The organism is Pseudomonas sp. AC532, assembly GCF_979258965.1.
On the sequence record NZ_OZ409888.1, the window covers coordinates 1442961 to 1462119 of the forward strand.

Annotated in this window: 20 protein-coding genes and 3 tRNA genes; 19 read left to right on the forward strand and 4 right to left on the reverse strand. The window is 58.6% G+C overall.

Annotation, left to right across the window (positions count from 1 at the left end; genetic code table 11):
* The first annotated feature begins 75 nt into the window (after positions 1–75).
* From ACZ0AV_RS06900 to ACZ0AV_RS06910, 3 genes are all read left to right on the forward strand, one after another.
* Entirely contained in the window at positions 76–669 is a 594-nt protein-coding gene (locus ACZ0AV_RS06900) for a biliverdin-producing heme oxygenase (protein WP_499150350.1), read from the forward strand.
* Positions 670–747: 78 nt separating this feature from the next.
* Positions 748–1185 (forward strand): hypothetical protein, encoded by a 438-nt coding sequence (locus tag ACZ0AV_RS06905; protein ID WP_499150351.1) that lies wholly within the window; start codon positions 748–750, stop codon positions 1183–1185.
* On the forward strand, positions 1185–1586 hold the full coding sequence (locus tag ACZ0AV_RS06910) for an META domain-containing protein (protein ID WP_499150352.1): 402 nt from the start codon (positions 1185–1187) through the stop codon (positions 1584–1586). Before ACZ0AV_RS06905 ends, ACZ0AV_RS06910 begins: the two co-directional genes overlap by 1 nt.
* 250 nt (positions 1587–1836) lie before the next feature.
* Here ACZ0AV_RS06910 and dinB read toward each other — a convergent pair whose 3' ends face one another.
* Positions 1837–2907 (reverse strand): DNA polymerase IV, encoded by a 1071-nt coding sequence (gene dinB, locus ACZ0AV_RS06915; RefSeq protein WP_499150353.1) that lies wholly within the window; start codon positions 2905–2907, stop codon positions 1837–1839.
* Between the two features lie 275 nt (positions 2908–3182).
* Here dinB and ACZ0AV_RS06920 point away from each other — a divergent pair.
* The 5 genes from ACZ0AV_RS06920 (at position 3183) to ACZ0AV_RS06940 (ending at position 7784) form a co-directional block, all read left to right on the forward strand.
* Positions 3183–3259, forward strand: a tRNA-Met gene (locus ACZ0AV_RS06920).
* A gap of 117 nt (positions 3260–3376) precedes the next feature.
* Positions 3377–3453: transfer RNA gene (locus tag ACZ0AV_RS06925), tRNA-Met, on the forward strand.
* A gap of 120 nt (positions 3454–3573) precedes the next feature.
* Positions 3574–3650: transfer RNA gene (locus tag ACZ0AV_RS06930), tRNA-Met, on the forward strand.
* Between the two features lie 232 nt (positions 3651–3882).
* Positions 3883–6513 (forward strand): bifunctional lysylphosphatidylglycerol flippase/synthetase MprF, encoded by a 2631-nt coding sequence (gene mprF / locus ACZ0AV_RS06935; RefSeq protein ID WP_499150354.1) that lies wholly within the window; start codon positions 3883–3885, stop codon positions 6511–6513.
* Positions 6513–7784: a virulence factor family protein gene (locus ACZ0AV_RS06940; RefSeq protein WP_499150355.1), complete on the forward strand. Its 1272-nt coding sequence runs from the start codon at positions 6513–6515 to the stop codon at positions 7782–7784. The genes mprF and ACZ0AV_RS06940 overlap by 1 nt, the downstream gene beginning before the upstream one ends.
* Positions 7785–7826: 42 nt before the next feature.
* Here the strand turns inward: ACZ0AV_RS06940 and ACZ0AV_RS06945 are convergent, their stop codons facing one another.
* Entirely contained in the window at positions 7827–9167 is a 1341-nt protein-coding gene (locus tag ACZ0AV_RS06945) for a short-chain fatty acid transporter (RefSeq protein ID WP_499150356.1), read from the reverse strand.
* Between the two features lie 189 nt (positions 9168–9356).
* On the opposite strand from ACZ0AV_RS06945, the gene rimO reads away from it, so the two are divergent.
* The 10 genes from rimO to ACZ0AV_RS06995 all read left to right on the forward strand — a co-directional run bounded on the left by rimO (position 9357) and on the right by ACZ0AV_RS06995 (position 16216).
* Positions 9357–10682 (forward strand): 30S ribosomal protein S12 methylthiotransferase RimO, encoded by a 1326-nt coding sequence (gene rimO / locus ACZ0AV_RS06950; RefSeq protein WP_499150357.1) that lies wholly within the window; start codon positions 9357–9359, stop codon positions 10680–10682.
* A 195-nt stretch (positions 10683–10877) separates the two neighbouring features.
* A complete protein-coding gene (locus ACZ0AV_RS06955; RefSeq protein ID WP_499150358.1) occupies positions 10878–11315 on the forward strand; it encodes a hypothetical protein in 438 nt (145 codons plus the stop codon).
* A gap of 216 nt (positions 11316–11531) precedes the next feature.
* The gene (locus ACZ0AV_RS06960) at positions 11532–12272 is read left to right on the forward strand and encodes a hypothetical protein (protein WP_499150359.1); all 741 of its coding nucleotides are present in this window, start codon (positions 11532–11534) and stop codon (positions 12270–12272) included.
* Positions 12273–12340: 68 nt separating this feature from the next.
* The gene (locus ACZ0AV_RS06965) at positions 12341–13084 is read left to right on the forward strand and encodes a hypothetical protein (protein WP_499150360.1); all 744 of its coding nucleotides are present in this window, start codon (positions 12341–12343) and stop codon (positions 13082–13084) included.
* A gap of 88 nt (positions 13085–13172) precedes the next feature.
* Entirely contained in the window at positions 13173–13694 is a 522-nt protein-coding gene (locus ACZ0AV_RS06970) for a hypothetical protein (protein WP_499150361.1), read from the forward strand.
* Between the two features lie 65 nt (positions 13695–13759).
* Positions 13760–14011, forward strand: coding sequence for a hypothetical protein (locus tag ACZ0AV_RS06975; RefSeq protein WP_499150362.1), 252 nt, complete (start codon positions 13760–13762; stop codon positions 14009–14011).
* A 155-nt stretch (positions 14012–14166) separates the two neighbouring features.
* Positions 14167–14646: a hypothetical protein gene (locus tag ACZ0AV_RS06980; protein ID WP_499150363.1), complete on the forward strand. Its 480-nt coding sequence runs from the start codon at positions 14167–14169 to the stop codon at positions 14644–14646.
* Between the two features lie 94 nt (positions 14647–14740).
* Complete coding sequence (locus tag ACZ0AV_RS06985) at positions 14741–15127, forward strand: hypothetical protein (RefSeq protein WP_499150364.1); 387 nt, start codon at positions 14741–14743, stop codon at positions 15125–15127.
* A gap of 74 nt (positions 15128–15201) precedes the next feature.
* Positions 15202–15681, forward strand: coding sequence for a GNAT family N-acetyltransferase (locus ACZ0AV_RS06990; RefSeq protein WP_499150365.1), 480 nt, complete (start codon positions 15202–15204; stop codon positions 15679–15681).
* A gap of 94 nt (positions 15682–15775) precedes the next feature.
* Positions 15776–16216, forward strand: coding sequence for a hypothetical protein (locus ACZ0AV_RS06995; RefSeq protein WP_499150366.1), 441 nt, complete (start codon positions 15776–15778; stop codon positions 16214–16216).
* Positions 16217–16310: 94 nt separating this feature from the next.
* On the opposite strand, the gene ACZ0AV_RS07000 is transcribed toward ACZ0AV_RS06995, so the two are convergent.
* Together ACZ0AV_RS07000 and ACZ0AV_RS07005 are read right to left on the reverse strand one after the other, a co-directional pair.
* The gene (locus ACZ0AV_RS07000) at positions 16311–16628 is read right to left on the reverse strand and encodes a CcdB family protein (protein WP_499150367.1); all 318 of its coding nucleotides are present in this window, start codon (positions 16626–16628) and stop codon (positions 16311–16313) included.
* The gene (locus ACZ0AV_RS07005; RefSeq protein ID WP_499150368.1) at positions 16628–16873 is read right to left on the reverse strand and encodes a type II toxin-antitoxin system CcdA family antitoxin; all 246 of its coding nucleotides are present in this window, start codon (positions 16871–16873) and stop codon (positions 16628–16630) included. Before ACZ0AV_RS07005 ends, ACZ0AV_RS07000 begins: the two co-directional genes overlap by 1 nt.
* Positions 16874–17126: 253 nt before the next feature.
* On the opposite strand from ACZ0AV_RS07005, the gene ACZ0AV_RS07010 reads away from it, so the two are divergent.
* The gene (locus ACZ0AV_RS07010) at positions 17127–19091 is read left to right on the forward strand and encodes a TonB-dependent receptor domain-containing protein (protein ID WP_499150369.1); all 1965 of its coding nucleotides are present in this window, start codon (positions 17127–17129) and stop codon (positions 19089–19091) included.
* Positions 19092–19159: the final 68 nt, after the last annotated feature.

The window sequence follows — 19159 nt, forward strand, 5'->3', positions numbered from 1 at the left end:
GATCCGCTGATTGTTCCACACCTGGGTTCTCGCCATCATCAATGGCATTGAGAACCTTTCACCGGAAGCCAAACGATGACAGCCATCGCCCAACCCACTGCGCAACTGCCCCTGACCAAATGCCTGAAAGCCGGCACCAGCCGCGATCACGACAGCGTCGACGCCCTGGTCATGCAGTGCCGGCCATTTGAAAGCCTGGAGCGCTACGGTTACTTCCTGTGCCTGCAGCACCGGTTTCACGGCGCCATCGACGCACTGTACGACGATATCGAGCTCAATCGTCTGCTGCCGGGCCTGAGCGAACTGCCGCGGTTCGAGGCGGTCTGCAGAGACCTCGACGACCTGCAGTTACCGGTGCCGCCGACACCGCCAGCGGTGGTTCCCGGCAGCCCCCATGCGGCGCTGGGCTGGCTGTACTGCAGCGAGGGCTCGAACCTGGGCGCGGCCTTCCTGTTCAAGGAAACCCAGCAGATCGGCCTCGATGCCGAGCGCGGCGCCCGCCACCTGGCTGCCCATCCGATTGGCCGCGGCCTGCACTGGCGTCAGTTCGTCGCCCTGCTCGATGGCCTTGAACTGAGCGAAGCACAGCGCGCGGAAGCGGTCGGCGGCGCCGTCGCGGCGTTCGATTACTACCGCGCAGCGCTGCGGGAGATCTTTCCGGCGGCATGATCGACCCGGGCAGCTATTTTCGCTGCCCGCCCTCCTCCATCCCGGCCTGTTAGAATGCCCTCCTTATCCGGAGGAACCATGGCCGAACACGATTTCCGCTACAACCTGCTCAATCCCGAACACACGCTGATCGAGTGCCGCGCCCTGGCTCCCGGCCGCTATCAGGTCACCGGCAACGGCGGCTCGATCAAGAACGCCGACACCCTGGTGGTCAGCCTCAAGGGCAGCCGCGACCTGAACATGCGCCTGCAGGTCGACAAGGTTCGCCACCTGATCAACCCGCCAGGCCAATGGGTAGCGGTGGCACACGGGCCGGCCTTCACCGAGCTGTCGATTTTCAACTGGCAGGTCACCTGCGACAGCTGCGGCAAGCAACTGGACTTCGAATTCGCGGTCGACAGTGCACTGGGCAAGAAAGCCCAGACGCCTGCCGCCGATGCTCGCCTTGCGGAACTCGGCTGGCGCAAACAGGAGGGCAAGCACCTCTGCCCCGCGTGCCTGAAGAAGGAGGCCTGATGAAACCGTTACTCGCCCTGGGCTTGCTGACCGCGGCCCTTGCCGGCTGCGCTGGCAAACCGGTGCAACTGGAGACCGAACGCGTGTACCGCGTCGAATGGATTGGCGAACGCCCGCTGATCGACAACAGCCACCTGACCATCACCCTGGGTGAAGACGGCCGTGCCTACGGCAACGCCGGCTGCAACCACTGGTTCGCCAACTACCAGCGTGACGGCGACACGCTGTCCTTCAGCGAGGCCGGCAGCACCCGCAAGATGTGTGCGCCGGCATTGATGGAACAGGAAAGTCGTTTTCTGCAGAGCCTCGGCACCATCGAACGCTGGGATATCTCGCCCATCGAGCAACTGCGACTATGGCCGGCCAGTGGCAAACCGCTCCGGCTGTGGCCTGACGAATAAGCAACAGAGGCCGAGTTCGCTGCGACAGCAGCAGTTTCTAACTGCTGACGGTGGGGATATCACCATTCGCCGCGGGGGCGCGGCTCCTACAAAAATCGTAATCGCGTAGGAGCGTCGCCCTCGGCGCGAACGGGCGTGGTCGTGCTGCAATGATGGCGCTGCGGCCACCATTCGCCGCGGGGTCGCGGCTCCTACAAAACGCAATCGGGTAAGAGCATCGCCTCCGGCGCGCGCGGCTGTGGCCATGCGGCTAGGGCTCTGGCGGCGTAAAGAGATCCAACTGCTCGTGCTTACCACGTAAATCCTGCAACCGCACGCCCACGCCCAGCAAGCGCACCGGGCGATTGCCGCGTGCGTGGGCGTTGGTCAGCAGCACACGGTAACTGTCCAGATCACGCGCCGCACCGGCCTGTTCCAGGGTGGTCTGGGTGAAGTCGTGAAACTTCACTTTGACGAAGGGTTTGCCGGCCCGGTAGCTGCCGTCCAGGCGGGTCATGCGCCGCTCCAGTTCTTCCAGCAATGCGGGCAACTGTTCAAGGCAGGCCTGCAGGTCCGGCAGATCCTGATCGTAGGTGTTTTCCACGCTCATCGACTGGCGGCGGCTGTCGGTCTGCACCACGCGCTCGTCGATGCCGTGGGCGAGGTTCCACAAGCGCTCGCCAAAGCTGCCGAACTCACGCACCAGGCGCAGCTTGTTCCATTCGCGCAGGTCACTGCAGGTGCGTATACCGAGGCGTGTCAGCTTGTCGGCGGTGACTTTGCCGACGCCATGCAGCTTGTTGACGGGCAACTCGGCAACGAAATCCTCGACCTGATCCGGCGTAATCACGAATATCCCGTTGGGTTTGCGCCAGTCGCTGGCGATCTTGGCCAGGAACTTGTTCGGCGCCACGCCTGCCGACACGGTGATATGCAGGTCGCTGGACACACGGCGGCGAATGTCCTGGGCGATACGCGTGGCGCTGCCGCCAAAATGCTCGCAGTGCGACACGTCGAGAAAGGCCTCGTCCAGCGACAGCGGTTCGATCTGGTCGGTGTAATCGCGAAAGATCGCGTGGATTTCTCGCGAAACGCCGCGGTACACATCGAAGCGCGGCTTGACGATCAGCAGGTCCGGGCACAGCTTCAGCGCGTGCCCGGAAGCCATCGCCGAGCGCACCCCATACGCCCGCGCTTCATAGTTGCAGGTGGCGATAACCCCACGCCGATCCGCCGAGCCACCCACTGCCATCGGCTTGTCGGCCAGCGCCGGGTTGTCGCGCATTTCGACCGAGGCATAAAAGGCGTCACAGTCGACGTGAATGATCTTTCGCTGCGCCATAAACCTGAAAACGAGAGAGCTGGACGACCACGCAGGCGGCCGAGCGACGATGGGATGGGCACCTTACTGTATAAAAGAACAGCCTTCCAGCCTGCCCCGCCAACCGGATGGTTTTATCTGCCATGCGCCTTAGCGCCGCGAAACCGCCTGAAAGCCCCGCATGGCAGGGGTTGCATCGCTCGACCCGCTTGCTGATCAACGCTAACCGATTGAACGGAAAACAGTTTTTCCGAGATAAGCGTTGACAACATGTTTCAAATGAATAGAATGGCGACCGCGGGATGGAGCAGTCTGGTAGCTCGTCGGGCTCATAACCCGAAGGTCGTCGGTTCAAATCCGGCTCCCGCAACCAGATACTCAGAAAGGCCACTCAATCGAGTGGCCTTTTTGCTTTCCGCCTGTCGACTAACTATTTGATTGAAAAGCACAAAGTGGTTGACAGAGAAGCTTACTTGTATAGAATTGCCGGCGCGGGATGGAGCAGTCTGGTAGCTCGTCGGGCTCATAACCCGAAGGTCGTCGGTTCAAATCCGGCTCCCGCAACCAGATACTCAAAAAGGCCACTCAATCGAGTGGCCTTTTTGTTTTTCCGCCCTGTCGATTTAACTAATTGATTAGAAAGCAGAAATCGATTGACAGAAGCGCGTTTTTATATAGAATTGCCGCCGCGGGATGGAGCAGTCTGGTAGCTCGTCGGGCTCATAACCCGAAGGTCGTCGGTTCAAATCCGGCTCCCGCAACCACCTTCGAAACGAAAGCCCTGATAGCCTCGCTGTCGGGGCTTTTGTTTGTGGGCGCTCGAAATTTGACTGCCCGGCACAACGGCTATCAGCCACTATCCTTCTTGCAGATAAATCTTCATGACGTCAGGCACGACACCTTGAAGCGGTTCGCCTGTACCCATACATTATTTGTCACACAAAGAAACTTGGCTTCTGCCTTACAATCTGAGCCGCACTACCCAAGAGGTATCCGATGCGCGCCAGCTCCGACGCTACTGCCCAACCGTCCCTGCCCAAATCCCAACTCCTGCTATGGCGACAGCGCCTCGATCGATACCGCCAGCCTTTGGGGCTAGGGGCAGCGCTGCTGCTGTTCGTGGTCGCGCTGCTAGCCTGCCGGCACCTGCTCGATGAGCTCGACCCCAGCGCGCTGCATGCCTCCATTCTGGCCGTGCCGGCCGCCAACCTGTTTGGCGCAGTCGGCCTGACCGTCCTCGGCTTCATCGCCCTGCTCGGCTACGAATGGTCAGCAAGCCGCTACGCCGCCGTCAGCCTTCCAGCTCGCACGCTGGCAACCGGCGGTTTCTGCGCGTTCGCCATCGGCAATGCGGTCGGCCTGTCGATGCTCTCGGGTGGCTCGATCCGTTATCGCCTGTACGCCCGGCATGGCATCGGCGCCGGCGAAATAGCCCGCATGACGGTATTCGCCAGCCTGTCGCTGGGCTGCGCCCTGCCGTTATTGGCGGCACTCGCAGCGCTCGCCGCCCCCACTGCTGCGGCGACAGCGCTGCACCTGCCGACACCGCTGCTGATCGCCATTTGCGTGATGCTGCTGGCGCTTGGCGGCGCGCTGCTCCTGGCGGTGCATCGCGCCCGACTCGCAGAGCGCCCCGCGCCGGGCTGCGTGACCGTGCGTGTGCATCGGCACCTGCTGCGTTTGCCCGATACGCGGCTGACGCTGCTGCAGGTGCTGATCACCCTGGTCGACGTCAGCGCCGCCGCTGGCGTGCTGTATCTGCTACTCCCCGAAGCACCGCCCTTCACTACCTTCCTGCTGGTGTACCTGCTGGCACTGGCAGCCGGGGTGCTCAGCCATGTGCCCGGCGGGGTCGGCGTATTCGAGGCGGTGCTGCTGGCGGCCTTCGCCAACGACCTCGGTGCTGCGCCCCTCGCGGCCGCCCTGCTGCTCTATCGCCTCATCTATATCGTGCTGCCTCTGCTGGTGGCCTGCCTGCTGTTGCTGGCCATGGAGCTGCGCCGCCTGGTCGACGCGCGCCAGGCCATCCGTGCGGCGAGCGGCCTGGCGGCGCCCATCCTGGCCTTGCTGGTGTTCATCTCCGGGATGGTGCTGCTGTTCTCTGGCGCCACGCCAAGCCTGGACGAGCGCCTGGAAATTCTCGACTTTCTCATTCCGCACAGGCTGATCGACGCCTCGCACTTTGGCGCCAGCCTGATCGGCCTGCTCTGCCTGTTGCTGGCACAAGGGCTGCGTCGCCGCCTCTCCGCGGCCTGGGCGATGACCCTGGGGCTGCTGGTCACCGGCGCCGTGTTGTCGCTGCTCAAGGGCTTCGACTGGGAGGAAGCCCTGCTGTTGAGCATCACCGCGGGCCTGCTGGCGCTGTTCCGCCCGTATTTCTATCGCCCCAGCCGCATCATGGAACTGCCCTTTTCGCCCTGGCACCTGGCGGCCAGCGCCTGCGTGCTCGGCGCTTCGATCTGGCTACTGTTCTTCGCCTATCAGAATGTGCCGTACGAACATCAGCTGTGGTGGCAGTTCGCGGTGAATGCCGATGCCCCACGCGGCCTGCGGGCGGCACTGGGCTGCGTGCTGGTGCTCAGCGTGGTGTTTCTCGCCTGGCTGCTACGGGCCGCACCACCGGCCATCGCCCTGCCCGACAGCGAAGAACTGGACCGCGCTGCGCGCATCGTCAAGGCCTCCGATCAGGCCGACGGCGGCCTGGCGCTGACCGGCGACAAAGCACTATTGGTACACCCAGAGGGCGATGCCTTTCTGATGTATGCGCGGCGCGCGCGCAGCATGGTCGCGCTGTTCGACCCGATTGGCACAACGCAGCGACGTGCCGAGCTGGTCTGGCAGTTTCGCGACCTCTGCGACCGCCACCACACGCGCCCGGTCTTCTACCAGGTGCGCGCCGAAAACCTGCCGCTGTACATGGACATCGGCCTGACCGCCATCAAGCTGGGCGAAGAAGCCCGGGTCGACCTCAACCGCTTCGAGCTGGAAAGCACCGGCAAGACCATGAAGGACCTGCGCTACACCTGGAACCGTGGGCAGCGCGATGGCCTGGTGCTGGAATTCTTCGCACCCGGTGAAGCGCCGCTCGACGAACTGCGTGCGATCTCCGATGCCTGGCTGAACGGCAAGCAGATGCGCGAGAAAGGCTTCTCCCTGGGCCGCTTCGACCCCGCCTACCTGCGCCACTTCCGCATCGTCGTGGCGCGGGTCGAAGGCCGTGCCGTGGCCTTTGCCAACCTGTTGGAAACCGACAGCCGCGACCTCGCCACCCTCGACCTGATGCGCGTGCTGCCAGACGCACCGAAGCTGACCATGGAATTTCTCATGCTCGGCCTGATTCTGCATTTCAAGGCGGCCGGCTTCGCCCGCTTCAGCCTGGGCATGGTGCCGCTGTCCGGCCTGCAGCCTCGTCGTGGCGCGCCACTGGCGCAGCGTCTGGGTGCGCTGGTGTTTCAGCGCGGTGAGGCGTTTTACAACTTCCAGGGCCTGCGCCGCTTCAAGGACAAGTTCCAGCCGGACTGGGAGCCTCGCTACATGGCCGTGCCCGCGGGGCTCGACCCGCTGGTGGCGCTGACCGACACCGCCGCGCTGATCGCAGGCGGCTTTACCGGACTGGTGAAACGCTGATGACTCGCACTGCCAAACGCTTGCTGCCGCTCGTCCTCCTGCTGCTCGCCCTGCTGGCGGGCGGCCTTTATCACTGGCTGCGGCCCGCGCCTGAGCCCAGCCTGACACGCCATCCATTGGCCTCGGGCGGTGACCTGCTGCTGGCCACGCCCGGCGGTACGGTGCAACGTCGCGTGCTGTTGGCGCTGCCTGTCGATCAACAACTGAGCGACGCCGAGTTGCTGGAACTGGCGCAATCCAACCACGCCGCGATCGGTCAGTATCAGCCCACACAGAAGAGCTGCGAGGACCAGGCCAAGCGCCTGCAAGAAGCCAGCGCGACGCTCGGCGGATCGACCGACCTGGTGGCAGGCAGCGATACTGGCGCCATGCTCGCCTGGCGCTGGCTCGCCACGCAGAACGACGACAAGGCCCAGGCCCTGTCCGTCGGCTTTTCGCTCGCCAAGCCCGATTGCGCCACTGCGCCCCCTGCAAGCAGTGCCCATGGCCACTGGCTGGCCGTTTGGAACGACAATCCGGATGACGCCAGCGCCCGTTTCGTGCGCCAGCAGGCCAACGCCGAAACTTTAATCGGTGATTACCAGACCGAACCCAAGACCCTGCTGATGACGCAGCTGCGCCGCCTGCTGCAGGGCGCCAGCGATGATCTGCCAGTGGTCGAAGTGCCAGCTGCCCAGCCTGGCGATACGGTGAGCCTGTTCTACTCCGGCGACGGCGGCTGGCGCGACTTGGACAAAGCCGTGGCCGAACAGATGGCCGAGCGCGGCTACCCGGTGGTCGGTGTCGACACCCTGCGCTATTTCTGGCAACGCAAGAGCCCGGAGCAGGCCGCCAGCGACCTCTCCGAGCTGATGCGCCAATACCGCGAGAAATGGCACGCCAAGCGCTTCGTGCTGATCGGCTACTCCTTCGGCGCCGATGTGATGCCTGCGCTCTACAACCACCTGCCCGACAGCGACAAGCAGCAGGTCGATGCCGTGCTGCTGCTGGCCCTGGCGCGCAGCGGCGCGTTCGAGATCCGCGTCCAGGGCTGGCTGGGCAAGGATGCAACCGAAGCGGCGACCGGCCCGGAGCTGGTCAAGCTGCCGGCCGACAAGGTGCTGTGCGTCTACGGCACCGAAGAAGCCTTGCAGAGTGGCTGCACCCAGCCGCAGGCCGTTGGCGAAAAGCTGCAGCTGCCAGGCGGCCATCATTACGACAAGGATTACCCGGCACTGGCCGAACGCCTGATCGCCGCCATTCAGAAACGCCAACAGGCAACGCACCGATAGCCCCGGCAGCCGGCTGCAAACCGGCTGCGGGCACTTGTGCGATCACCCCAGGAAATAGAAGGCGCCGGCGATGACCACGCCCGAATACAACAGCATGATCAGGCAGTAGCCCATGATGTCCCGCGCGCCCAGCCCGGCGATGGCCAGCAGCGGCAAGGCCCAGAACGGCTGTATCATGTTCGTCCAGGCATCGCCCCAGGCAATCGCCATCGCGGTGACTTCCGGCGCTACACCGAGCGCTTGCCCGGCCGGCAGCATGATCGGCCCCTGCACCGCCCATTGGCCGCCACCGGACGGGATGAACACGTTCAGCAACCCGGCACTCAGGAATGCCAGTACCGGGAAGCTGTCAGCCGTCGACCAGGCGATAAACAGGTCGGTTATCTGCCGGCCCAACACTTCGCCCTCGGGGCTGGCGCCCACCATCATGCCCATGATGCCGGCATAGAACGGAAACTGGATGATGATCCCGCTGATGCCGCTGACGCTCCCCTGCACCGCACGGGCATAGCGCTCAGGCGAGCCGTGGGCCAGCAGCCCGGCGAACAGGAACATGCCGATCACCAGATTGAGCGTCAGGCCAAAACCGTTCTCGGCAAAATGAAAACCGAAGTAGACGGCCGCCATGGCTACCAGCAGCAGGCCAAGAATGCGGCTGTCATCCAGGCGCTGAGCGCCGGTTTCGCGCGGCACGTGGGGCGCCGGCGGGTCGACCAGCAAGGCAGGGTCGGCAACCGTCGGTGTGGCAGGCTGCATGGCGCGATTCAACAGCGGCGCGCCAATCACCAGCATGGCGATGATCGCCAGGTTCAACGTGGAGAACAGCGTGTGTTCCACGCCAACCGCTGCGGTCAGCGCGCCGCCGGTCATGCGCTCAAGATCAGCGCCGCCAGTGGCCAGTGACAACGGGATCGAACCCGACAAGCCGCCATGCCAGACCAGAAAACCCGAATAGGCAGCGGCCACCAGCAATGGGTAATGCACGCCTTTGACCTGACGCGCCAGGGCCCGCGCGAACACCGCGCCGACGACCAGGCCGAAGCCCCAGTTGATCAGCGAAGCGAGCATGGCCACAAGCGTGACGAATATGATCGCCTGCCCCGGTGAACGCGGAATACGCGCCAACCGATCGAGCAAGCGGCTGACCGCCGGCGCGTTCGCCAGTGCATGGCCGGTAACCAGCACCAGCGCCATCTGCATGGTGAACATCAGCAGGCCCCAGAGGCCGTTGCCCCAGTGTCGCGTCATCTGCACCAGGCTCTGGCCAGTGGTGGCCATGCCGAGCAGCAACACCAACAACGTCAGCAATAGGGCAAACACGAACGGCGATGGCAGGTAGCGTTGAACCAGGTTGACGCTCAGCGAAGTGATTCTGGCGAACATGGGCGAACATCTCTTGTGGTTGTTGTGAGCACAGCGTAGCAAAGGCCCGAAATGGCAATTACCTGCCGACACACGGGTGGCACGGCCTACCGGCAGTGCTGGCAAAGTCACGCGCGCGCCGCTAGAATTGCGCACTTTTTGATCAGAGGCGCCCCAGCGCCCGCATCGCCTAGCCTGAGGTTCGCCCGCATGACCACCACCGCCACGCCGAAAGTCGGCTTTGTCAGCCTCGGATGCCCGAAGGCTCTCGTTGACTCCGAGCGCATCCTCACCCAGCTGCGCATGGAAGGTTATGAGGTCGTGCCGACCTACCAGGACGCCGACGTCGTGGTGGTCAACACCTGTGGCTTCATCGACAGCGCCAAGGCCGAGTCGCTGGAAGTGATCGGTGAGGCGATCAAGGAAAACGGCAAGGTCATCGTCACCGGCTGCATGGGCGTCGAAGAAGGCAGCATACGTGACGTGCACCCCAGCGTGCTGTCGGTCACCGGCCCGCAGCAATACGAGCAGGTGGTCAACGCGGTGCACGACGTGGTGCCGCCGCGCCAGGACCACAACCCGCTGATCGACCTGGTGCCGCCGCAGGGCATCAAGCTCACGCCGCGCCATTACGCCTACCTGAAGATTTCCGAAGGCTGCAACCACAGCTGCAGCTTCTGCATCATCCCGTCGATGCGCGGCAAGCTGGTCAGCCGCCCGGTGGGCGACGTGTTGGGCGAGGCCGAGCGCCTGGTCAAGGCCGGCGTCAAGGAGCTGCTGGTCATCAGCCAGGACACCAGCGCCTACGGCGTCGACCTCAAGTACAAGACCGACTTCTGGAACGGCCAGCCGGTCAAGACGCGCATGAAAGAGCTTTGCGAAGCGCTCTCCAGCATGGGCGTGTGGGTGCGCCTGCATTACGTGTACCCATACCCCAACGTCGACGACATCATCCCGCTGATGGCCGCCGGCAAGCTGCTGCCGTACCTGGACATCCCTTTCCAGCACGCCAGCCCGCGCGTACTCAAGCTGATGAAGCGCCCGGCCTTCGAAGACCGTACCCTGGCGCGTATCAAGTCCTGGCGCGAACAGTGCCCGGACCTGACCATCCGTTCGACCTTCATTGTCGGCTTCCCAGGTGAAACCGAAGAAGACTTCCAGTACCTGCTCGACTGGCTGACCGAAGCCCAGCTCGACCGCGTCGGCTGCTTCCAGTACTCGCCGGTGGAAGGCGCACCGGCCAATGACCTGGACGTGGACATCGTGCCCGATGACGTCAAACAGGACCGCTGGGATCGCTTCATGGCCCACCAACAAGCCATCAGCACCGCACGCCTGCAGATGAAGATCGGCCGCGAAATGGACGTGCTGATCGACGAAGTCGACGACCAGGGCGCCGTCGCCCGCTCCTGGGCCGACGCCCCGGAAATCGACGGTAGCGTGTTCATCGAAGGCACCGACTTCCAGCCCGGTGACAAGGTGCGTGTGCGCATCGTCGATGCCGATGAATACGATATGTGGGCTGAGCGGGTTTAAGCCCCCTCTAACAAACGCCCACTGCGCCAGCTTGGCCAGTGGGCGTTTTTGTATCGACGCGAGCCTGCTCGAGATAGACAGACCAGGTACAAGCCGAGTAGTGTCTTGCCACTCCCAACTAGGCGCTGACGGCCCATAACCCGTCACCGAAACGCCAAACGCTCAACCCGGATCTGAGCTGTGAGAAAACAAGGAATGTTGCCCACCATCCCCCCTCGCATCGCCAAGCGGCATGGCTTAGCTCCAAGCCCGACCGCCCTTTTCGCTTTGCTTATTACCTGCTGCCCAGCCCTGGCTGTTGCCGCCAAGCCGAATATGGCAGGCGATTACGAGGGCCAGATCGAAAACGCCGGCAAGCTGGACAACGTGGTCACCTCCCTGCGCTGGAGCACCAAAGATACCCTGTCCGGCAGCTATGTCCTGACCGACCAGGATGGCGAAACCAAAGGCCGGCTCAAAGATTGTAAGCCGCTGCACACTCTGCTCCTTAAGTGCGTGTGGATAGACAAATACGGCTACGGAGATCTCGAACTCAACTTCGATGACCGCTTCACGGAGTTTTACGGCGAGTGGCGTTATTTTGGTGGTGGGGAGCGGTATGTATGGGAGGGTGCCAAGAAGCACCGACAGTGACCTTCTGAGCAGCGCAGCACATGGGAGCACAACCTTAGAGGCCTCGCGAACTTGGCTGAGAATTGGAGCAGTGGCAACTCGGAAGTATTTTGGATGCCGCAGCTTGCGAGGGCGATAGAAAACGTCATTGGCCTACTCGCTAACTACGCAGGTGCGAGAAGCTCATAGGCGGCGGACCTCGAAGGCGACAAGATAAAGCTATCAAAGGAGCAGTATATGGGATGGGATATTACTTATCACCCGATCGGAGCCGACGAAATTCGCTCACTTTACTTTCAAGGGCTTACCGATCCGAATCATATCAACTCCATTATTGAGACGTTCAGCGTCGATGAATTCTATGCTGAGCAACTGAGAATGAGATTTGAAGAAGCGCGCACCCTAGACGAAGACACTCCCTTTAACAAAGGGCATGCCTTTTATGTAGCGATCATTTTAGGTTTTTTAAGAAAGCACCACTACATAAGGGGCGGCGCATTTTCATTCCTTGTAGACGACGCTGTAATGGCGACGTATTTAGGCGACTGGAAAACGCTGATTCCTGAAGCCTATTGGGAAAAAAAGATCGAAAACCAGTTAACAGAAAATTACTGCGGTGGTGTTTATTTGCCTCACGCAGCACTTAGAAAATTACGTGCAGACTACCAAACGGCACCACATGTAAGAGCAAAAATGGATGAAACCTTCTCACATGAACGTTTGGATATTTTCTGGAAAGCGGTAGATGATGCGATTGAGAATGGCTTTGGCCTTATCGAAGCATCTGAGATTGTCGAGCCCAACCCACTGGATCTAGACGCGAGCCGCAGCTTGTCGAATCTGTTCAACTGCAACCCAGAGGGAGCCCTTCTTTATAGTAAAGCTGTAGCGGTACAACTGAACGAGGCAATTGAAAAGCAAAAAATGGAATCGCAGCCTTCCAAAAAAGGCTTCTTTTCCCGACTCTTTGGGAAATGAAAGCCTTAGGTGGCACATGCGCGTTCATCTTATAAACAGCCCCACGACCAACAAACAGCAACTAGATGATGAAAGAGTGGCAAACCAGACGCTGGCTTAACTCATTGATTTCGCTTATTCGCGGAAAAAATCCATTCAACTCGTTATCGCATACACCTAACGGATCGACAACTGGCTACGACCGCATTCAATGCAACGAGTGTGGCAGCATGATCTTGCTGGCAACAGCAATTAAGAATGAAGGCGCGTGCGCAATTTGCGCCAAACTTTCAGTTGAGTCACGCCAAGCCATAAAAACGCATCGAAACCAGATAGCAACCGGCGACATTTTTTACGCTAGCAACAATGATCTACTCACTGCCAAGGGCTCTGACAAGATCATGACATCCGATTCACCCTGGACACTCGAACCGAACTTCTATGACGGCCATGCGGCTACCAGCATCGATGAAGCAATAAAGCTGGCCATGCGTGAACCGAACGGTCATGTATTTTTGGTAAATGACTTAGGTGAAAACCTAAATTTCTCATTTACCGAAATTTATGCCGTATGCACGCTCCAAACGCCAGGCAGCGATAGCGGGTTTTACGCAAGGACACCTGACTGCCTTAGCACTCAAGTTGAAGCTCGGTACCATGCGCCCGAGGCCTGCCCCTGCTGTGGTGAAGGAATAGGTTGGTTCCCCAGCCGGTTCCATCTACCTAGAAAGACGGCATTTGAATTACTACAGCGCCTGATCGATTCTAAATCAGGTTCAGAAATGTGGATACCAACAGGCGATTATGCCTTTACGACCGCAGGACAAGGATAGTCGTCATTCAGATATCGGATCTGCCGCTCATGTTGATCCCAATTTTTTGCAGCGACAACTTAAATACTATCATTCACAACGAGAAATTATGCGCATCACACTTATCATACTGACCGCCCTTCTAAGCAGTTGCACCTTCTATGACAGGCTAGGTAACAAACCCTATATATTCCCCAAAGACAATGAGCCTTCCGCCGAAGTCGTCGTAGAGTTTAGCGGAGGCTCATGGTTTAACATTTTCAACATGGACAAAAACGGGTGCTTCGCAGGGACCTCATCGGTTGGTTCATCTGGTAAAACGGTAAAAATCCATGCCAACAGGACTACATACCTGGCATTGGAAAATCAACTCTCCGGTTCGTTCTGCAGAATAATCTTTTCATTCACACCCGAAGAAAACTCAAAATACGTCTTCAACCAAGGCTCGCTCATTGAAGAAAAATCTGGCGTTTCTGGCTTTCTCTCAGGTCCAGACGTTTACTGCACTGTTAGTGGAGAAAGAGTGCCCGACGATGGAAAAAAAGAACCGTTGCTCCTTAAAAAGATGAATCTTCGTCCTTCAGGCTTAGCGTGCCTTCGAATGAAGGACGCGTCTGGTTCCAAGTGGTAATAGTGGTTCGCCGAAATCAGTTTGAACCGCCCCTTAACCAAACGTTATAACTTTAAGGATTAGCAATGAGGAATTTAGCTTTAGCTGTTTTACAGGCTACGTCGAAATTTGAGTTATGGGACGATGAGACAGTAAATCCAGACGAGGCTGCAGAAGCTTTGGAGCAAGTGGCTGCCATTCTGTCTGAGTGCTCGGATGAGGAAAAAAAGATTTTGGCAGAAGTAGCCCAAGAAAGTGCTGAACTTTTTCAAAAAATTAAACAAGGGGAAGCAGCAGAGTTTTGCGCAAATTTTATGGCTAATGCAGGGCTGGAGTGAGTTCTAAAAAACAACTCAAACCGACCTTCGCTGCGTTCCGGCGGCTTAGTAGGGGGTTAGGCAGCAGTAAGACGCCAACGAAAACCGCCAATATGACCCGCAAACCAACAGTGAGACTTATGGAAGACGACACACGTGAACGACGGGAGCAATTCATGGCCATTGCCGTGTGCGAGCATCATCAGATGCGCGAACCTACAATAAGTGTCTTTGAACTCTGCGACCGACTTCGGACTATCTGGGACGCGACAACTCTTGAAGCCCAGGGGAGGCGTCTAACACTTGACGCAGTTGCTATTCTAGCTCTCAATAATCGCGTTGCAGCCGCTTTCGGGGCCAATCCAGGAATTTTCCAGAAGCAGGACGATTGGCAAGTATTTCTTGATGAGTGTGGCGACATTGACGATGATCCGAGGCATGTTTGCTCCTGGATATTTTCATCCCTCTATTGGAAGCATTTGCCGCAATTTCGGCTTGCAACAGCTTGGATATTCGTGAACGGCATTCGGTTGCAACACGGTCTCGCAGGTTATCAATTGAGTTTGAACAAGCTTGGGCCATTTCTGGAAAGCTTATCTGGCTCCGGACCGTCGCTATTCGACGGCCAGACCTTCTACCCCGAAGACTATGCCTGATGCCACCCAGTGCCTAACAAGTGGTTCAAATCGTTCGATTCGCTCACTGGGACGGGCTAAAGCCCGCCTCTTAACCAAACGTTAGGCTAAAAAAATGAGTCTCGACATTCACCTTGAAGCCGATGAGCGACTTTCAATAGCCACTGTCTCTACGACATTGAGCGAACTCGGCGCACAGGATACAGACGATGACGACCATACGGTGGAAGGAATTTTCGAGTCCGGATTATCAGTAAGCGCCGCGTGCGAACTAAATGACCATACGCTATACGCGGAAGACACTAAAAACATGATCTTCCCTGTAGCCATTCGCTGTTACATGCGAATAAAAGGGCCGGAGCCAGAAGGTTTTTCTGCACTTGGTGATCTAGAGCGCTTTGTAAAACTCCTTACAACCAAAACCGATGCTAATTTTGTGGTTTCATTCCAGTACGAATCAACGTTGTATTGGAGAAATAGCGATGGTTTGCAGGCCGCCTAACTAGTGGTTCAAACCGTTCGCTTCGCTCACCGGGACAGGCTAAAGCCCTCCCCTTAACCAAAGGTTAAATGCCTATGAAAATTATCGAATATGATGGGAAGTACCGAGAATCAGCTATTGATCTGATGTGTTTACTACAAGAGCATGAGCGTCGTTTAAATAGTGACCGGCCACCCTCCGATGAAGTTTCAGCAAACCAACTCGACTATTTAATAGCTGCAGTTGGTTGCTCAATAGGAAAAATATTCCTCGCTATTGAGTCAGCTCAGGCTGTTGGCCTAATCGTAGTATTCCGTGACAATGAACACCCGGGCACGCAACACGTATACCCAGAATATATCCAGTACGGCCTAATTACAGACTTTGTCGTGGCAGAGTCTCATCGTGGCTCAAGCGTCGCTTCTGAGCTTCTACAGCACGCAGAGGCCTTCTGTCATTCCCTTGGATTGTTCACCGTTAAACTATCAGTGCTACACACAAACGCAGTTGCTCGTAAGTTTTATGTGAAAAAAGGTTATCTGCCTTATGAAATGGTTTACCGAAAAGTCATTTAACCAGGCGCTTTTGCCGGATAATTTTCCACCGCTTCGCGGCTACAATATTGCTGCAAAACTCTACGTTAGGCTCAACCAAGGAGAAATAATCTAAATGCTCAAACCAATGATCTATGCTTTTTTTATTGCCACCTCGCTAGCAGGATGCGCTGGAAAATCCCATATAAATGGGGAAGAATTATCAGTAGGTGACGCTTCAGGGTATGTTAAAAACGTTAAAATAAAACAAAGCGACATCAATGCCACCTGTGACTTTAACGCCTTTAAAGATGGCTTTAAACATACATATATGAGCATATGGAACGGCCGACTAGAAGAGATTATTAAAGCGAGTCCGGAGCAGAATGTCATCGAGCATCACTCGAAATTGTTTTTTAACTCCGAGCAAAATGTACGAGCGACTCTTGATGAAGAAGTTGATTCAAGGAGTAATTACAACTACTGCCAGGAATCAAGCTACCAACAAGGCAAAATCAGCGGCTTCATTTATTCGATAGAAGATCTTAAGGTACTTGAAAGCAAGTCTCCCACATAACAGCACGCTTTAGCCTAACAACTTATTTAAGCGGTTCACTTCGCTCACCGGGAAGTGCTAAAGCCCCCCTTAGCTTAATCGTTAGACGCACCTATCAGATACCGGTGATCAGCAAGTCAAGAGCAGCAATTATTTCATTACGCTGTGCTGAGAGGTCGGCAACTTGAGTGCCGAGTTGTTTCTTGGCTATACCGGCCAGCTGCGGAGTCACCATCACGTACTGTTGATCATTAATTTCAAACGTTGGCGTGAGGGTTGCGAGAGTTTTCCCTTTCATGGCGGTAGCCGTGTAAAGCGGTACTACAACCCTCGTACCAAGCTCAGCAATCAGGTCGCTCTGCACATCAAGCAGCAAGGGCACTGCAGCCTTTGTGGCGGCGTTTGTGTTCTTGTGTACTGCGAACTGAGGCATCAGAAGCCCCTTAGGTCGTCGCTGAACACGCCGTGAGCTTCCACATGTTCGTTATAGGCATGGATGGCTTTCCGATTCTCGTCCAGCCATTGCTCACGCTGTTTCTTCCTCAGGGCCTCAGCCAGAGCCTGTTCTAATGTCGCCGAGAGGTTAATATCCAAATCCTTGGCTTTATTGAGCAAGTCGCCGTTAACGCTGAGGTTGGCAGGCCGCTTGGGGGCGTTGGGGTTGTAGGCAGCAAGCATGGGCATTCCCTCCCTCCTAGGCTTTCATGCGCACATGGTATGCGCATACCGACCTGCGGTCAAAGGCGCGTCTAATAACTGTATATGGGCTCTTCTCACACGCTGAAGCGCCGCTCTTGGCACCACACCGCCCAGCAGATCCGCACCAAGTTGTTGCTCCCCAGCACCGCGCCCCGCTGTCTCACTTTGTCCAACCTTCCCCGCCATGGATGCATACGATTCGCGCCTGCAAACGATTCGTAAGGACTACTCCATGCACGCGCCCTTCCCTCGCCGCCCTGTCGGCACATTGATTCGCCTGGCGACTTTATGCCTGGCCACTGGCAGCGCCCTCGCCCAGGCCGACACGGTCGAGCTGGACGATATGGTGGTGACCGCCTCCGGCTTTGCCCAGAACCTGGAGGATGCTCCGGCGTCGGTCACGGTTATCAGTGGTGATGACCTGCGCAAACGCTCGGTGCAGAACCTGGCCGATGCGGTGCGCGATGTGGAAGGCGTGGTGGTCAATGGCGGTGCCAACGAGACCGATATTCAGATCCGTGGCATGCCGGGTGATTACACGCTGATCCTGGTCGATGGCAAACGCCAGAGCGGGCGGGATTCGCGGGTCAATGGCAACCGGGGCTACGAGCAGAGCTTCGTGCCGCCGGCGGCGGCCATCGAGCGTATCGAAGTGGTGCGTGGGCCGATGTCGTCGCTGTACGGTTCGGATGCCATCGGCGGGGTGATCAATATCATCACCCGCAAGGTGTCGCCCGAGTGGGGCGGCAATGTGTCCTACGACTATTCGGCGCGGCCGAACAGCGACCAGGGCAATGCCCGCAACACCCAGTTCTACCTCAATGGCCCGCTGATCAACGAGGTGCTCGGCCTGCAGGTGTGGGGCAGCTACCTCGACCGCCAGGCCGATGACGATGCCGAAGCCAACGAAGGCTTCGCCAAATCCGACAACAAGAGCCTGACCGCGCGCCTGGCCCTGACGCCGAGCGAGAACCATGAATTTCTGCTCGAAGCCGGCGCCTCACGCCTGAAGAATGGCGATGGCCTGAGCGCCAACTGGTCGACTCGCGAGCAGAAGAACAACCGTGATCACTGGTCACTGACCCATGACGGTCGCTGGGGCTGGGCGGATTCGACGTTGTCCTTCGCCGAGGAAACCACCAGCCGCGAGGGTAAGGCGACCCCGGCGCAGGCCGATGTGTTCGGGCGCAAGCCGGAAATCCGCAATCGCGTGCTGGACGGCAAGCTGGTGATCCCTACCGAGTATCACGTCACCACCACCGGCGTGCAGTGGAACGAAGCGACGCTGACCGACTGGAACCAGGCTAATCGCGGCACCGCTCGCGAGCGGGAAAACGAGGAGTACTCGGTGGTGCAGAAGGCGCTGTTTGCCGAAGACGAGTGGTCGATCACCGACGACTTCGCCCTCACCACCGGCGTGCGCCTGGATCATCACGAGCAGTACGGCAGCCACGTCAACCCACGCGTTTATGGCGTGTGGCACCTGAATAACGAGTGGACGCTGAAAGGTGGCGTGGCCCGTGGTTTCAAGGCGCCGGAACTGCGTGCAGTGATCGACGACTACGCGGTGATTCGCCGCAACCGTTTCGTGCAGTTCGGCAACGCCAACCTCAAGCCAGAGAGCAGCACCAACTACGAGCTGAGCGCGATGTGGTCGAACCGTGACGACCTGTCGGCCGGCGCCACGCTGTTCTACAACGATTTCAAGGACAAGCTGTCCACCGTCACCACCGCCGAACAGTGGCAGGGCCTGACGGTGATGGAGCGAGTGAACGTCGACAAGGCGGTGATCCGCGGCCTGGAGTTGAGCGGTAACTGGCAGGCGCTGGCCAATGTGGCGGTCAAGGGTAACTTCACCTACCTGGATTCCGAGCAGAAGAGCGGCGTCGACAAGGGCCGGCCGCTGTCGCTGACGCCCAAGCGCAAGGCGAGCCTGCGTGCCGACTGGGACATCACCGACCGAGCCCTGGCCTGGGCCGCCACCCATTACAGCGGCGAGGAATATGGCGCCACGCTGACCGGCGAATCGTCACGTGCCTACACCACGGCCGATGTCGGCGGTTCGTACAAGCTGACCGAGTCGCTGACGCTCAACTCGGCCATCTACAACCTGGGTAACAAGCGCCTGAATGACGAGGACGACGGCACGGTCAATTACGGCCGTACCTACTGGCTCGGGGCGTCGCTGGACTTCTAAAAGTGACGGCCCGCTGACCGGGATGTGATCATCCCCATGTGAAGCCTGGAGGGATGCTCTGATGTGTC

Excerpts from the sequence above, each read along its gene's own strand:
- ACZ0AV_RS06900 (WP_499150350.1), top strand. The coding sequence starts at position 76 with ATGACAGCCATCGCCCAACCCACTGCGCAACTGCCCCTGACCAAATGC.
- ACZ0AV_RS06905 (WP_499150351.1), top strand. The coding sequence starts at position 748 with ATGGCCGAACACGATTTCCGCTACAACCTGCTCAATCCCGAACACACG.
- ACZ0AV_RS06910 (WP_499150352.1), top strand. The coding sequence starts at position 1,185 with ATGAAACCGTTACTCGCCCTGGGCTTGCTGACCGCGGCCCTTGCCGGC.
- dinB (WP_499150353.1), bottom strand. The coding sequence starts at position 2,907 with ATGGCGCAGCGAAAGATCATTCACGTCGACTGTGACGCCTTTTATGCC.
- mprF (WP_499150354.1), top strand. The coding sequence starts at position 3,883 with ATGCGCGCCAGCTCCGACGCTACTGCCCAACCGTCCCTGCCCAAATCC.
- ACZ0AV_RS06940 (WP_499150355.1), top strand. The coding sequence starts at position 6,513 with ATGACTCGCACTGCCAAACGCTTGCTGCCGCTCGTCCTCCTGCTGCTC.
- ACZ0AV_RS06945 (WP_499150356.1), bottom strand. The coding sequence starts at position 9,167 with ATGTTCGCCAGAATCACTTCGCTGAGCGTCAACCTGGTTCAACGCTAC.
- rimO (WP_499150357.1), top strand. The coding sequence starts at position 9,357 with ATGACCACCACCGCCACGCCGAAAGTCGGCTTTGTCAGCCTCGGATGC.
- ACZ0AV_RS06955 (WP_499150358.1), top strand. The coding sequence starts at position 10,878 with ATGTTGCCCACCATCCCCCCTCGCATCGCCAAGCGGCATGGCTTAGCT.
- ACZ0AV_RS06960 (WP_499150359.1), top strand. The coding sequence starts at position 11,532 with ATGGGATGGGATATTACTTATCACCCGATCGGAGCCGACGAAATTCGC.
- ACZ0AV_RS06965 (WP_499150360.1), top strand. The coding sequence starts at position 12,341 with ATGAAAGAGTGGCAAACCAGACGCTGGCTTAACTCATTGATTTCGCTT.
- ACZ0AV_RS06970 (WP_499150361.1), top strand. The coding sequence starts at position 13,173 with ATGCGCATCACACTTATCATACTGACCGCCCTTCTAAGCAGTTGCACC.
- ACZ0AV_RS06975 (WP_499150362.1), top strand. The coding sequence starts at position 13,760 with ATGAGGAATTTAGCTTTAGCTGTTTTACAGGCTACGTCGAAATTTGAG.
- ACZ0AV_RS06980 (WP_499150363.1), top strand. The coding sequence starts at position 14,167 with ATGGCCATTGCCGTGTGCGAGCATCATCAGATGCGCGAACCTACAATA.
- ACZ0AV_RS06985 (WP_499150364.1), top strand. The coding sequence starts at position 14,741 with ATGAGTCTCGACATTCACCTTGAAGCCGATGAGCGACTTTCAATAGCC.
- ACZ0AV_RS06990 (WP_499150365.1), top strand. The coding sequence starts at position 15,202 with ATGAAAATTATCGAATATGATGGGAAGTACCGAGAATCAGCTATTGAT.
- ACZ0AV_RS06995 (WP_499150366.1), top strand. The coding sequence starts at position 15,776 with ATGCTCAAACCAATGATCTATGCTTTTTTTATTGCCACCTCGCTAGCA.
- ACZ0AV_RS07000 (WP_499150367.1), bottom strand. The coding sequence starts at position 16,628 with ATGCCTCAGTTCGCAGTACACAAGAACACAAACGCCGCCACAAAGGCT.
- ACZ0AV_RS07005 (WP_499150368.1), bottom strand. The coding sequence starts at position 16,873 with ATGCTTGCTGCCTACAACCCCAACGCCCCCAAGCGGCCTGCCAACCTC.
- ACZ0AV_RS07010 (WP_499150369.1), top strand. The coding sequence starts at position 17,127 with ATGCACGCGCCCTTCCCTCGCCGCCCTGTCGGCACATTGATTCGCCTG.